The sequence below is a fragment of the Sphingomonas sp. F9_3S_D5_B_2 genome, from assembly GCF_054263715.1.
In genome coordinates this window covers 728,097-742,193 of record NZ_JBSZFB010000001.1, presented here as the reverse complement: position 1 = coordinate 742,193, position 14,097 = coordinate 728,097, and the positions used below count along the sequence as shown (strand labels likewise).

The 14,097-nt window shown below is 63.9% G+C and carries 12 protein-coding genes; 3 read left to right on the top strand and 9 right to left on the bottom strand.

The window, feature by feature from the left end; genetic code table 11:
• Positions 1–37 precede the first annotated feature (37 nt).
• The 4 genes from carB to carA form a co-directional block, all read right to left on the bottom strand.
• Complete coding sequence (carB, locus tag ACUXST_RS03475; protein WP_458388549.1) at positions 38–3,367, bottom strand: carbamoyl-phosphate synthase large subunit; 3,330 nt, start codon at positions 3,365–3,367, stop codon at positions 38–40.
• A complete protein-coding gene (locus tag ACUXST_RS03470; protein WP_458388548.1) occupies positions 3,360–4,016 on the bottom strand; it encodes a hypothetical protein in 657 nt (218 codons plus the stop codon). The genes carB and ACUXST_RS03470 overlap by 8 nt, the downstream gene beginning before the upstream one ends.
• A gap of 100 nt (positions 4,017–4,116) precedes the next feature.
• The gene (locus ACUXST_RS03465) at positions 4,117–4,395 is read right to left on the bottom strand and encodes a hypothetical protein (RefSeq protein ID WP_458388547.1); all 279 of its coding nucleotides are present in this window, start codon (positions 4,393–4,395) and stop codon (positions 4,117–4,119) included.
• Between the two features lie 14 nt (positions 4,396–4,409).
• Entirely contained in the window at positions 4,410–5,579 is a 1,170-nt protein-coding gene (carA, locus tag ACUXST_RS03460) for a glutamine-hydrolyzing carbamoyl-phosphate synthase small subunit (protein WP_458388546.1), read from the bottom strand.
• A 146-nt stretch (positions 5,580–5,725) separates the two neighbouring features.
• On the opposite strand from carA, the gene ACUXST_RS03455 reads away from it, so the two are divergent.
• The 3 genes from ACUXST_RS03455 (at position 5,726) to rpoD (ending at position 10,158) form a co-directional block, all read left to right on the top strand.
• Positions 5,726–6,181 carry a GatB/YqeY domain-containing protein gene (locus ACUXST_RS03455; RefSeq protein WP_458388545.1) on the top strand — a complete coding sequence of 152 codons (456 nt, stop codon included), beginning with the start codon at positions 5,726–5,728 and terminating at the stop codon, positions 6,179–6,181.
• Between the two features lie 78 nt (positions 6,182–6,259).
• Entirely contained in the window at positions 6,260–8,101 is a 1,842-nt protein-coding gene (dnaG, locus tag ACUXST_RS03450) for a DNA primase (protein WP_458388544.1), read from the top strand.
• An 11-nt stretch (positions 8,102–8,112) separates the two neighbouring features.
• On the top strand, positions 8,113–10,158 hold the full coding sequence (gene rpoD / locus ACUXST_RS03445) for an RNA polymerase sigma factor RpoD (protein ID WP_458388543.1): 2,046 nt from the start codon (positions 8,113–8,115) through the stop codon (positions 10,156–10,158).
• A 278-nt stretch (positions 10,159–10,436) separates the two neighbouring features.
• On the opposite strand, the gene ACUXST_RS03440 is transcribed toward rpoD, so the two are convergent.
• The 5 genes from ACUXST_RS03440 to ACUXST_RS03420 form a co-directional block, all read right to left on the bottom strand.
• The gene (locus ACUXST_RS03440; protein WP_458388542.1) at positions 10,437–10,976 is read right to left on the bottom strand and encodes a hypothetical protein; all 540 of its coding nucleotides are present in this window, start codon (positions 10,974–10,976) and stop codon (positions 10,437–10,439) included.
• A 15-nt stretch (positions 10,977–10,991) separates the two neighbouring features.
• On the bottom strand, positions 10,992–11,843 hold the full coding sequence (locus ACUXST_RS03435) for an exonuclease domain-containing protein (protein WP_458388541.1): 852 nt from the start codon (positions 11,841–11,843) through the stop codon (positions 10,992–10,994).
• On the bottom strand, positions 11,843–12,559 hold the full coding sequence (locus ACUXST_RS03430; protein WP_458388540.1) for a hypothetical protein: 717 nt from the start codon (positions 12,557–12,559) through the stop codon (positions 11,843–11,845). Before ACUXST_RS03430 ends, ACUXST_RS03435 begins: the two co-directional genes overlap by 1 nt.
• The gene (locus ACUXST_RS03425; RefSeq protein WP_458388539.1) at positions 12,552–13,043 is read right to left on the bottom strand and encodes a hypothetical protein; all 492 of its coding nucleotides are present in this window, start codon (positions 13,041–13,043) and stop codon (positions 12,552–12,554) included. Before ACUXST_RS03425 ends, ACUXST_RS03430 begins: the two co-directional genes overlap by 8 nt.
• Before the next feature lie 127 nt (positions 13,044–13,170).
• Entirely contained in the window at positions 13,171–13,785 is a 615-nt protein-coding gene (locus ACUXST_RS03420; RefSeq protein ID WP_458388538.1) for an SOS response-associated peptidase, read from the bottom strand.
• Positions 13,786–14,097: the final 312 nt, after the last annotated feature.

The following is a 14,097-nucleotide window of genomic DNA, read 5'->3' as shown; positions in this document are numbered from 1 at the left end:
GTGGCGGGCTCGCCCGAATGCAGATCGTCGGTGGAGGCTAGTTTACGGAAGCGGAATAATAGGACTGGAGCGACGCGACTTCAAGCGCGTGCCCCCGCAGGGCCTCGATCGCGCGAGCCGTGGCGAGGCTGGCCGACGCCGTCGTGAAGTAGGGCACCTTCTTCGCCAGAGCCGTTGCCCGGATCGAATGGCTGTCCTTCAGCGACTGCCAGCCCTCGGTCGTGTTGAACACCAGCTTCACCCCGCCATCCAGCAGCCGGTCGACGATGTGCGGCCGGCCCTGCGCGACCTTGTTGACCGTCTCCACTGGCAAGCCCTTGGACTGCAGGTGACTGGCCGTCCCGCCGGTCGCGATGATCGAAAAGCCGAGCTCCAGCAGCTTTTCGACCGCCGGCACGATATGATCCTTGTCGGAGTCCTTGACCGACACGAACGCAGTCCCGCCCTGCGGGATCATGATTCCGGCGCCGAGCAGCGCCTTGGCGAACGCGACGTCGAAATTCCGGTCTAGGCCCATGACTTCGCCGGTGCTCTTCATTTCCGGTCCGAGCACCGGATCGGTGCCTGGGAAGCGACCGAACGGGAAAACCGATTCCTTGATGGCAATATAGTCGAGCTCGCGTCCGACGGGTCCCAGCGACGCCAGAGCTTCGCCGGCCATCACCCGCGCCGCCATCTTTGCAACGGGGCGGCCGATCGCCTTGGCGACGAAGGGCACCGTCCTGCTCGCGCGCGGGTTCACCTCGATGAGGTAAACATCCTCGTCCTTCACCGCATACTGGATGTTCATCAGGCCCTTGACCTTGAGCGCCAGGGCGAGCTCGCGTGTCTGCCGCTCGATCTCCCGCACGATCTCCGGCGACAGGCTGTACGGCGGGATCGAGCAGGCGCTATCGCCCGAGTGCACGCCCGCTTCCTCGATGTGCTGGAGCACGCCGCATACCGCGACATCCTTGCCGTCGCAGATGGCGTCGACATCGACCTCGATCGCATCGCGCAGATAGCGGTCGATCAGCACCGGGCTCGACCCGGACACCGCGACCGCAGTCGCGATGTAATGCTCGAGCTGGGCCGGTCCGTCGACCACCTCCATGCCGCGCCCGCCAAGCACATAGGACGGCCGCAGCAGGACCGGGTAGCCGATCCGCTCGGCGACGAGCAGCGCTTCCTCGCGGCTGCGCGCGATCCCGTTGGCCGGCTGCTTGAGACCGAGCTGGCCGACGAGCGCGGCAAACCGCTCCCTGTCTTCGGCAAGATCGATGCTGTCCGGTGAGGTGCCAAGGATCGGCACGCCCGAGGCCTGAAGCTCCGCGGCAAGCTTGAGCGGCGTCTGCCCGCCAAGCTGCACGATCACCCCAATCAGCTCTCCCCGCTCCTGCTCGCGGCGGACAATCTCCAGCACGTCCTCGGCGGTCAGAGGCTCGAAATAAAGCCGATCGGACGTGTCCGGGTCGGTCGAGACCGTCTCCGGGTTGCAGTTGACCATGATCGTCTCGAGGCCCGTGCCGCCCCGGCCAAGAGCGAAGGCCGCGTGGCAGCAACAATAATCGAACTCGATTCCCTGGCCGATCCGGTTGGGACCGCCGCCCAGAATCATCACCTTGCGGCGGTCGCTGACGTCCGCCTCGTCCTCGGCCTCGCCGAACAGCGGTGCCTCGTATGTCGAATAAAGATAGGGCGTGGCGGCATCGAACTCGGCGGCGCAGCTGTCGATGCGCTTGAAGACGGGCCGGACGCCAAGCCGCAAGCGGTGCTCGCGAACCTCCACCTCCGTCGTGCCGCCGGTCATGCCCTTCACCGCGTCGTGAACGACGCCCGATGCGCCCGGCGCACGCGCCACATGGGCCGAGCGCACCGCGAGCTGGGCAAGCCGCGCGTCGGAGAAACCCATCGCCTTGAGCCGCCGCATGCTCCGGGCATCGCTCGGCAAGCCGCTGACCCGGACCTCGTCCTCAGCGCGGACGATCTCCTCGAGGCGTTGCAGGAACCAGGGGTCGAAGCCGGCAATCTCGTGAATGCGCTGGACTGTGAAGCCCTGGCGAAGCGCCTCCGCTGCGACCAGCAGTCGGTCGGGCGTCGCCCGCGCCAGCGCGCTTTCGATCGTTGCCGGGTCGGCATTCTCGAGAGACCGCACCCGGTCCAGCCCGCACAGCCCCGTCTCGAGGCCTCGCAGCGCCTTCTGCAGGCTTTCCGCAAAACTGCGCCCGATCGCCATGACTTCGCCGACCGACTTCATCGACGTGCTGAGCAGCGCCTCGGCGCCCTTGAACTTCTCGAACGCGAAGCGCGGGATCTTCGTGACGACATAGTCGATCGTCGGCTCGAAGCTCGCCGGCGTTGCGCCGCCGGTAATGTCGTTGGCGATCTCGTCCAGCGTGTAGCCGACTGCCAGGCGGGCTGCGACCTTGGCGATCGGAAACCCTGTCGCCTTCGAGGCGAGCGCCGACGACCGCGACACGCGCGGGTTCATCTCGATCACCACCATTCGGCCAGTCTTCGGATCGACCGCGAACTGGACGTTTGAACCCCCTGTTTCGACGCCGATTTCCCGAAGCACGGCAATCGACGCCGAGCGCATCCGCTGATACTCCTTGTCGGTCAGCGTCAGTGCCGGCGCCACGGTGATGCTATCGCCGGTGTGAACGCCCATCGGATCGATGTTCTCGATCGAGCAGATGATGATGGCATTGTCCGCACGATCGCGGACTACCTCCATCTCATATTCCTTCCAGCCGACCAGGCTCTCGTCGATCAGCACCTCGGTGGTCGGCGAGGCCTCGAGACCGGAGCGGATGAAATGCTCGAACTCGTCACGGTTGTAAGCGATACCGCCGCCCGTCCCTCCGAGGGTGAAGCTGGGACGGATCACCGCGGGCAGGCCGACGTGCTCGAACGCGGCCCAGGCTTCCTCCATCGAGTGGACGATGGAGGACCGCGGGCTCTCCAACCCGATCTTGTCCATCGCGTCGCGAAATTTCTGGCGGTCCTCCGCCTTCTCGATAGCCTGGGCATTGGCGCCGATGAGCTCGATTCCGAGCCGGTCCAGCGTTCCATCCTCGAACAATGCTAGCGCGGTGTTGAGTGCCGTCTGCCCGCCCATGGTGGGAAGCAGCGCGTCGGGCCGCTCCTTCTCGCAGATCTTTGCCACGATCTCGGGGGTGACCGGCTCGATGTACGTCGCGTCCGCCAGTTCGGGATCGGTCATGATAGTGGCCGGGTTCGAGTTCACGACGATGACCCGATAACCCTCGGCTTTCAGTGCCTTGACGGCCTGACTTCCCGAATAGTCGAACTCGGCCGCCTGCCCGATGACGATCGGACCGGCACCGATGATCAGGATGGAGGAGATGTCGGTCCGCTTAGGCACTGGCGAAATATTCGCTGAAGACTGCCGCCCACTTCTTGCCGTTCCCGGCCCAGCCGTCCTTTTCCGGCTCCATTTCGTAATAAGCCATGCGATCGGGCAGCGCGCGCTCGGGCTTGGGATTGCGGCTGACCATCAGCAAGTCGACTGGCCGGCCGACGAGTTCTTCGAAGGTGCCGCGAAGGCCGTCCGCTTCCTCGACGCTGGTGTCGGTCAGGCGCAGCTTCCAGTTTTTCTCTTTCCACGGGAGGTTGGGTTGCGTGTCCGACAGCACCGCGACCACGCGGTCCAGCTTGCCCATCTTCTCGAAGCGCGACGACGTGTAGCGGAACTTCGACTGGAAATCGCCGAACAGCCGGTACCCGGGCTTCGAGAGGTGCCGGCTGACGTGCCAGTAGAGCACGTCGTGGGCTCGCAGGCGCAGCCGGTCCTGGTCGGCCACGAAGCCGGTGTGATCTTCAGGGAAGAAGCTGCGGTCGCGGATCATGCCCGAGAGGCCTTCAGCGCTGCTGATCAGCCAGTCGAAGGGCAGGCTGGCCTTGGCCAGCGTCTCGTCCCCGGTCAGGCTGCGGAGCAAGTCCAGATTCCCTTCGATCTGCCTGGCCGTTTGGCACGAATGGCCCAGGCTCATGACGGCAACACGCTCACCCATTGCAGACATTGTTACGCAACTCTCCTGGTGTCGAAGTGGGCGTCGCACACTGTTGAGCGGCGAGCCAAGGGATGATGGCTGAAGATGTTCGCCCGTAGCATCAGCTGCGCGGCTCCATTGCAATGTTGACGATCACCAGCCGCAGATGGTTGCGCCGGGCCCAATCCAGAACGCAGCCCCGTTGCGAACGGCTGGCGCCGGGGCGCATCAGGAACAGCAAGCGCTTTTCGCTCTCGTCCTGCATGATCTCGCCGAAGGAGAGGCCGCAGCCCTGCGCGATGCTGTTGAGCTGTTCATCGCTATGCATCTGCGCGGTCGCGCAGCCCGAGAGGGTGAGCGACATGCCCACGACGAGGCTGGCGATACGCAGGCGTGACATCGGAGCGCCGCTACTCAATCCATCGCTCCGACGAACTTTTCGAATAGGTAGAAGCTGTCCTGCGGGCCGGGGCTCGCCTCCGGGTGATATTGCACGCTGAACGCCGGGCGATCTTTCAGTTCGATCCCGCAATTGCTTCCGTCGAACAGGGACACGTGGGTCTCGCGGACATTCTCCGGCATTCCATCGCACTCGACAGCGAAGCCGTGGTTCATGCTGGTAATCTCGACTCCGCCGTCGGCGAGCCGCTTCACAGGGTGATTGGCGCCGCGATGGCCCTGGAACATCTTGGACGTCCGCCCACCGACGGCCAGCGCAAGCAGCTGATGGCCAAGGCAGATGCCGAACAGCGGCTTTTTCGTCTCCAGCATCTGCCGGATGACGGGGATCGCATATTCACCGGTGGCGGCGGGATCGCCGGGCCCATTCGACAGGAAGAAACCGGCGGGCTCGTGGGCCATGATCTCGTCGAAAGTCGCGGTTGCCGGCACCACGGTAACCCGCGCCCCGGCCTCAACGAGGTTGCGGAAGATGTTGCGTTTGTTGCCATAATCGACGGCAACCACATGCGGCCGGCTCTCGTCATGAGGGCCAAGGTCGTACCCGTGACCCCACGCCCATTTGCCGCCGCTCCAGCGCTCGACTTGTAACCGGCTGACTTCCTTGGCGAGGTCCATGCCTTCAAGTCCCGGCCACTCGCTTGCCAGCTTGCGCAGGGCATCGAGGTCGAATTTCCCGTCGGCGCGATGCGCGATCGCAATGTTGGGCGGCCCCTGATTACGCACGAGCCGGGTGAGCGCGCGCGTGTCGACGCCCGAGATGCCGATGCGCCCCCACTTGCGCATCCACTCCGCGAAATTCTCGTTGGCCCGGTAGTTGGACGGCCCGGTCACCACTTCTCGAACCAGACAGCCGAGCGCATGGGCATCGGCCGCCTCGATGTCTTCGTCGTTGGCGCCGACATTGCCGATGTGCGGGAAGGTGAAGGCGACCACCTGCTTGGCGTAGCTGGGATCGGTCATGACCTCCTGGTAGCCGGTCATCGCGGTGTTGAAGCACAGCTCGCCGACCGCGTCACCCTCGGCGCCGAAGCCCTGACCCCAGACCGTTCGCCCGTCCGCAAACACCACAACTCCCGTTGCGCCCGCAGGTTGGGCGGATGTGTCGGGGCGCGCGTCGGCCATGGGCGGGAGAAGCCTTCCGTCGTCGGGGTTTGCAGCAATGTCGCTAAGGCGCCGTCGCTAGGCACATTCACCTCTCCGGTCAACGGCTGGTCAGCCCGGAATTGCACCGCTAGGGCTGATCGTTTCCGGCAGACGAGACTGACACAATGATCCGCGACGAGATCAAGACGGCGCTGGTGACGGCCATGAAGAGCGGCGACAAGGACACCGTCGGAACGCTCCGCCTTGCCCAGGCCGCAATCAAGAACCGCGACATCGAGGCGCGCACCGGCGGCGCTCCGGCCGACGACGACGTGCTGGTCACCGAAGTGCTTCAGAAGATGATCAAGCAGCGGCGCGAATCGGCCGAGATCTACCGCAAGGGGAACCGCGAAGACCGGGCGGCCACCGAAGAGTCCGAGATCGCCGTCATCGAACGCTTCCTGCCGAAGCAGCTCAGCGATGATGAAGCGCAAGCGCAGATCCGCGCCATCATCGCCGAAACGGGCGCGTCCAGCATGAAGGACATGGGCCGTGTCATGGCTCTGGTGAAGGAGCGCCTCGGCACTTCGATCGAGCCTGCGCGCGCCAGTGGGCTGGTCAAGGCTGCGCTAAGCGCCTGATCCGATTCGCTGCTGTGGATAACTTCCCCGCCGCGCTTGCGGGCCGGTGAGTCGCAGTGCACTGATTTGGGTCTCTGAATGACCCTCTCCCCCGCCTTCCTCGACGAGCTTCGCGCTCGAACGGTGCTGTCCGCGGTTATCGCGCCATCCGTGAAGCTCACCCGCGCCGGCCGCGAGTGGAAGGCCTGTTGCCCCTTCCACAATGAGAAGACGCCCAGCTTCACCGTCAACGACGACAAGGGTTTCTATCACTGCTTCGGCTGCGGGGCGCACGGCGACGCGATCCGTTTCCTGACCGACAACGGGGGCATGCCGTTCATGGACGCGGTGAAGGAGCTTGCCGGGAAGGCAGGCCTCGACGTCCCGGCCCCCAATCCACGCGCCCAGGAGCGGTCGGAGCGCGCCTCCGACCTCACCGACGTCATGGGCGAAGTCGCAAGGTGGTACGCCGAGCAGCTCCAGGGCATCGCCGGCGCCGACGCCCGCGAGTACCTCAAGCGCCGCGGCATCGACAGCGCGACCGTTCAGCGGTTCGGCATCGGTCTCGCTCCGGACAGCCGCAATGCGCTGCAACGGGCGCTGACCCACCTCGGCGAGGACAAGCTCGTCCAAACCGGCATGCTCATCAAGCCCGAGGAAGGCGGCAAGGACAGCTACGACCGCTTCCGGGGACGGCTGATGATTCCGATCCGCGACCCGCGCGGCCGCGTGATCGCGTTCGGCGGGCGGATACTCGGCGACGGCGAGCCGAAATACCTCAACTCCCCCGACACGCCGCTCTTCGACAAGGGCCGCACGCTCTACAACATCGACCGCGCAAGCCCCGCCAGCCGGTCCGCCAAGCGGCTGATCGTCGTCGAAGGCTACATGGACGTGATCGCCCTCGACCGCGCCGACATCGCCGAAGTCGTCGCGCCCAACGGCACTGCCGTCACGGAAGCGCAGCTCGAACGCATGTGGCGGCTCGATCCCTCGCCCCTGCTCTGCTTCGATGGCGACAGCGCCGGCCGCAAGGCGGCCATCCGCTCAGCCCTTCGCGCCCTGCCCCACATTGCGCCCGAACGAACGCTGCGCTTCGTTGAGCTCCCCGCCGGCCAGGACCCCGACGATGTCGTCCGCTCCGGCGGACGCGAGGCGTTCGAAGCGCTGCTAGGCCGTGCCGAGGCCCTCGACGTCCGCCTGTGGCGTCATGAGCTCGAAGCTCAGCCGCTGACCACGCCGGAAGCGCGGGCCGGCCTCCGCCAGCGCCTGATCGACCACGCGGCCGCAATCGGTGACCAGCAGCTCGCGCATCTCTACCGCCAGCAATGGCTCGAGCGCTTCCAGTCCGAAGTCGCGCCGCGTCGCCAGCAGTCCGGTTCAGGCCACAACGGCACCTCGCGCGGCACCTTCAAGAACGGCCGCTTCACCCCGCCGCTCCCCCCCATCGGCGCCAAGGCGCGCGCCATCGCGTCGAGCGGCATCGACGCTCCAACCGCCCGCGCGCTGATCCTCGGCTTCACCAACTATCCCGAGGAGTTGCCTGCCCATTGCGAACAGCTTGCCGCCCTTCCGATTGCCGACCGCGGCACCGCCCGCGCGCGGGACGAGCTCGTCAACGCCGCCTTCTCCGGCGCCGCGCTTGATCGTGACGGCCTAGCCACTATCTTGGGCACGGATGGAGCAACGGGCACCAAGGGCCTGCGCGCCATGGGATTTTCCTTCACCCGCCGCGATTGCGACCCGGAACGCGCCCGAAGCGATCTGGCTGCAGCGGTGGAGATCATCGCAGCGGCTGAGGAAGTCGACACGGCCCTCGAGGCTGCAACCGAACGGCTGAAGCGGGAATTGACCGACGAAGCCCTGGAAGAACAGCAGCGCCTGATCGAGGCGCAGCAGGGATTGAGACAACGGCTGGCGCACCTTGCCGGCACCGACTAACGGGCGACACGATGGCGAAAGACGATACCCAGGAAGTGGAAACGGCCGACGCGGGCGATGCCCCGCTGCTCGACCTCAACGATGCGTCGATCAAGAAGCTGATCGCCCGCGCCAAGAAGCGCGGCATCGTCACCTATGAAGAGCTGAACGAGGCGCTTCCGCCCGACCAGATGTCGTCCGAGCAGATCGAGGACGTCATGTCGGCGCTCAACGACATGGGCATCAACGTCGTCGAGACCGCCGAGAGCGACGACGACGAGGACAAGGAAGACGAGCCCGAGGCCGCTCCCGACGAGGAAGTCGACCCGCTCGACGACGGCGGCCCCCGCCCGGCGGCCGCGGTCAAGAAGGAAGCCGTCGACCGCACCGACGATCCCGTCCGCATGTACCTGCGCGAAATGGGCGCCGTCGAGCTTCTCTCCCGCGAGGGCGAGATCGCGATCGCCAAGCGCATCGAGGCCGGCCGCGACACCATGATCTGGGGCCTGTGCGAAAGCCCGATCACCTTCAACGCCATCATCGGCTGGTCGAACGCCCTCGACGAGGGCCGCATGCAGCTGCGCGAGATCCTCGACCTCGAGGCGATGCTCTCCAAGGGCCCGACCGCCGAGCAGATCGCCGCGACCGAAGAAGGCGGCGAGGACGGCGAGATCAGCGAGAAGGCCGCCGGGCCGTCGATCAAGGAAGAAGAGGACGTCCCCGACCAGCCGGACGCCGACGCCAGCGACGACGACGAGGACATGGTCGACCGCCGCGCCCGCCCCGCGGCGGAGGAGGAGGAAGAGGATAACACCCTCAGCCTCGCCCAGATGGAAGAGACGCTCAAGCCGCAGGCGCTCGAGAAATTCGCCACCATCACCGCGCTCTACAAGAAGTTCTCCAAGGTCCAGGCGACGCGCATGGACTCGCTCGCCGGCGCCCAGGATTTCGCGCCCGCCGAGGAGAAGAAGTACCAGAAGCTCCGCGAGCAGCTCACCGCCGAGGTCGAGAGCGTCCAGTTCCACGGCAGCAAGATCGAGTATCTGGTCGAGCAGCTCTACAGCTACAACCGCCGGCTCACCGCACTCGGCGGCCAGATGCTCCGCCTCGCCGAGCGCCACAAGGTGCCGCGCAAGGCCTTCCTCGACAATTACATGGGCAATGAGCTCGACGAGACCTGGCTCGACCGCGTCGGCAAGATCGACAAGAAATGGACCGCCTTCGCCTCCGCTGAGCGCGACACCGTCGACCGCATTCGCACCGAGATCAGCGACATCGCCCAGCAGACCGGCACTTCGCTCGGCGAGTTCCGGCGCATCGTCAACATGGTGCAAAAGGCCGAGCGCGAAGCCCGCATCGCCAAGAAGGAAATGGTCGAGGCCAACCTCCGCCTCGTCATCTCCATCGCCAAGAAATACACCAACCGCGGGCTGCAATTCCTGGATCTCATCCAGGAGGGCAACATCGGCCTCATGAAGGCGGTCGACAAGTTCGAGTACCGCCGCGGCTACAAGTTCTCGACCTACGCCACCTGGTGGATCCGGCAGGCGATCACCCGCTCGATCGCCGACCAGGCGCGCACCATCCGCATCCCGGTGCACATGATCGAGACGATCAACAAGCTGGTCCGCACCGGCCGCCAGTTCCTGCACGAAACCGGCCGCGAAGCCACGCCCGAGGAGCTTGCCGAGCGCCTCTCCATGCCGCTCGAAAAGGTCCGCAAGGTCCTCAAGATCGCCAAGGAGCCGATCAGCCTCGAAACCCCGATCGGCGACGAGGAAGACAGCCACCTCGGCGACTTCATCGAGGACAAGAACGCCGTCATCCCGGTCGACGCCGCGATCCAGTCCAACCTCAAGGAAACGGTCACCCGCGTGCTGGCGAGCCTAACGCCGCGCGAGGAGCGCGTGCTTCGCATGCGCTTCGGCATCGGCATGAACACCGATCACACCCTGGAGGAAGTCGGGCAGCAGTTCTCGGTCACCCGCGAGCGTATCCGGCAAATTGAAGCTAAAGCCTTGCGGAAGCTCAAACACCCGTCGCGCTCTAGGAAAATGCGGTCGTTCCTAGATCAATAGCTGGCAAGGCTTTCCTGCTCAGATTGAGGCGGAGCCGGAGGCAACCGGAGGTTGCCGGAGACGACCGACGTAGGAGGTCAACGCGCTGCGGAAGTTGAAGCATCCGAGCCGGAGCCGGAAGATGCGGTCGTTTTTAGACCATTGAGCCCTTGCGACCTCTGCCTTGGTAAGGCTGAGGTCGTGAGTTCAATCCTCACCGGCAGCACCATTTTTTCAATGACTTAGCAGAGGCCAGGGCGGGTCAAATCCGGCCCACGTAGGACGCGTAGGACGCACGGTTACTCGCCACCGTCATTGTTCACGTCATAGGACGGCTCATCAGCAGTCGGCTCAGCTTCCACGTCGCCGCTGTCATCAATTGCGCCTTGAGCATTAGCCACCACACCAGCCGCATTCTCAACCGCATTCGAAGCGGCATTAAGCGTCGCGTCTGCCACCGCACTTGCGTTCATGTCAGTGGCATTCATGTCATAGGCGTTCATGTCAGTGTCGTAAGCCGCTAAGCCTAGCTGAGCGGCATTGGGGCAATCTTTCCAAAAAGCGCTGCGGCTGTATCTGTTATCGCTGTCGCCAATCCACAGGTCTTTGATGAGCCGGTTGAACACGAAAGGCTCATAGCCACCGTATGCGCCGTAGCTGTTCTTTGAGTTGTATTCGCCGCAAATTACGTGGTCATTCGCTTTCACGTTGCGCAGTTGAACCGATGACGGGTCTTTGAGCGAGGACCCATCAAACGCCGCCTTAAGGTCGCTGTCATTCTCAGGCTTGCCGCTGCAACTCGCCAGCAGCAACGCACTCAGCAACAACGCACGCCTCATTGTTCCCCCTCATGCTTAGGCTTGGCACATGCTCATAAAGTCAGCTTCGCCAAGGATCCGGAGCGCCTGGCCCTTAGCAATAAGCGCTTCTGCCTTGCGGTGCTTGCTGCTCTTTTCGTTACCGGCCAGCTTATCTAGGTCTTGGTCACCAACCACCAGTAACGTGGTATGCTTGGTCACTCCTGGCTCGACCGCCGCACCAGCTTCATGGGCCAGGTCAGCCGCTTCGCTACGGGTCAACTGCAAGGCACCAGTGAACACGATGGTTTCGCCAAGAAGCGCCCCGTCACCGTCACCTTTGCGACGAATGGAAGCGCCAGAGGCCGGGTTCAGACCCTTGCGGCAACGGTCAATCCATTGGCCAAGGTCGAAACCGGTTTCTTCAATTGCTCTGACAAGAATGAGGCCAGCCGTGCGAGCATCTGCCAGCGCATCATGGTGCTGAAACTCAATTCCGAACCGGCGCGCCAAGTTGGCCAGACCATAGCCCGAATGAGCCACATCACTCCAAGCCCGCCGCGCCACCTGTGCCGTGTCCAACCAGTTGCAGGGGAGTGGGTCTAACCGGTGCTGCCCACATGCTTGCGCTAACGCCACGCGGTCAAAGTGAGTGTGGCACGCAACGATTTGGCCGGTGGTTTGCTGGCAGAGCCAGCCATGCAATTCACTGAAGCGCGGAGCGCCAGCAACGTCATCCTCAGTTATGCCGTGAATGGCGACGTTGTAGGGGTCAAAATAGTCACGCGGGTCAACGTAGCGAACCTCAGCACCAACCTCTTCGCCGTCTTCGAAGGCCACCACGCCAATCTGGCATATGCTGCTCATGCGGGGGTTCGCTGTTTCCAAATCCACAGCGATGAAGCGCATTAGCTGACGCCTTCCGCTGGTAAGTAAGCGAACGGGCCAAGCTCACTGGCAATGTTGTTATGGAGCGTCCCGGCCAAGGCTTCAGCTTGCTCAGGAACCTTGGCCTTCTTGCAGAGAGTGGTAGTCAATTTGGCAATGTCGTCAGCGTCGGTCAGCTCAGCCAGCCACCTGTCACACAACTCAACGTCACGGTGCTGGTTTTCCCGTATCAGCCGCTCAAGGTCAGCGCTCCCGTAACTCTCAACTGGCTTCCTCAAGTCAGCCTCAGCCTTGCGCTTCCAATCACGATAAAGCGCAACCCGCGCCAAGCGGTGAGCAACGCCATACGGGATTGCGGCAGCGGGGTTGCCTTCACGCTGAAGGTGCAACCGCATTGCGTTCAGCAGGTCAATTGCAAGCCATTCGTCACGTTGATGCTTCTTCAGCAGCCGTTGGAATATCTGCCAAGCTTGATCGCCTTGGCCAGCTTTCTGAAGATACTTGGCCCGTCTAATCTCACTGGTGCAATCCGGTTCGCCAGCTTCCGCAACTTCTAAGTCATGGATGCGCTGTAGGTCAGCGGCAGCAGCTTCATAATCGCCAGCTTGCGAGTGGGCAGTTGCGGCATATCGCGCCCGCACGATTTCCGGACTTTCCGGTGACCAATATGTGCCACGTTCGGCCACATCGGTTTGCGCATTTCCGCGACCAAAGAGCCGCGCCAGGAGCTTAAGCATCGGCTTCAGGTGTATAAGGCGCGTTCGTCGCCCGCGTTCCAGCTGTCACTTCATTGATTGCCGCCATGCTATCAGTCAGCAGGATTAGCCGCTGCTCCGCGAGCGAGCGCTCAACCAACGCTTGGAAGTCATCAGACACGCCAGCAGCTTCAGCTAGCCGGTATTCCTCAGCAAGGGCCTGGCGTGCCGACTTCAATTCGTCCTCTTTGTGATTATCCCAATTCTCCAGCATAATTCGGACGTCGATAGCTGCCGCTTCGTAGCGGGATAACTCACCCTGAGGGTCTAGCTCTTTCAGTCGCGCATCAATTTGCGCAATCTGGCCATGCAGCACTTCAAGGAACGCTTTACGGCGGGGAACAATGTTCATCTCAATGAACAACTCAACTTCCGCGTCCAAGCTTTCGCCGAGCACGCGGCCAAGTTCTTGAAGCTCAGCCGCCCGCTCTGCCTTCTCGCGCCGCTTCTTTAGGAAGTTGAACATGACGCCCCCCGGTTGATTTTGGTAAGGCTACCAGCGCTTCGACTATGTGCAAACCGCCACGGTGAGCGCCGGAATAAGGTCCGCACCAGCTCGACTCGCTCGCTCCACTTCGCTTACGCTCGCGCGCTCAGCGCCGCACCCAAGCCTCTTCCGTCCGCTCCACCGTCATCCCCAGCTCCCACGGCCGGCACAACAGCCCCGCCGCATCCGGCGGGCCGTCCAGCCAGTCCGTCCAGGCGCTCCGCGGCAGGATCGCGGGCATGCGGTCATGCACTCCGACCACATGCTCGCACGCCTCGGTCATCACCATTGAATAAGCCGGGCCCCATTCCGCCGTGTCGCGCCAGATGCCGGCGACGACGAACAGCTCCTCGCCGGGCAGCGAGAACCAGGTGCGGGTCTTGGCGCCTTTCTCCCCTTCCGCCTCGCAGAAGGCGGTGACCGGGATCAGGCAGCGGCGCTCGCGGAAGCTGTGGCGCCACATGAAGCTGTCGAGCTTGTCGGTGCGGCAATTGTTGACCGGCTTAGGTCTTAGCGGCTGGCCGTTCTTGCCCTTCAGCGTCAGCGGAAAGCCCCAGCTCATCTGCCGCACGCGCAGCCCTGCCCCGCCATCCGGCGCGACCACGATCCCGGGATAGCCCGGATAGACCGTGTCCCCGGCATTGCCCGCCGGATCGGCGATGGCGTCGAACAGCCGCGCAACCTCGTCCACTGTCTTCGTCATCTTGTAGAGGTTGCACATGCGCCTGGCAGTTTAGCGGCGCGAGGACACTCGGCAATCCGGACAGGTCAGGTGCGTCACGAGAGCGGATGGCGCTGTCCTACACCTGGCTCGATGTGCTCCAAGATTGCCGATGCGTCGCCGCCGCCTGCCCCTTCCCTGCTCATGTGCCGCTCGCACCCAGGCAGGCTCGCGCGAGCAAGCGCGTAGGGGCGTCACCTTTGTCACCTTCGGGCGGCGGGCAGACTGCTCCGTCACCGCGAACATTGGGAACATTCGCGGGGGCAAACGAAAAGGGGCAGGAAGCCGCTGGCTTCCCGCCCCTCTCGTTCA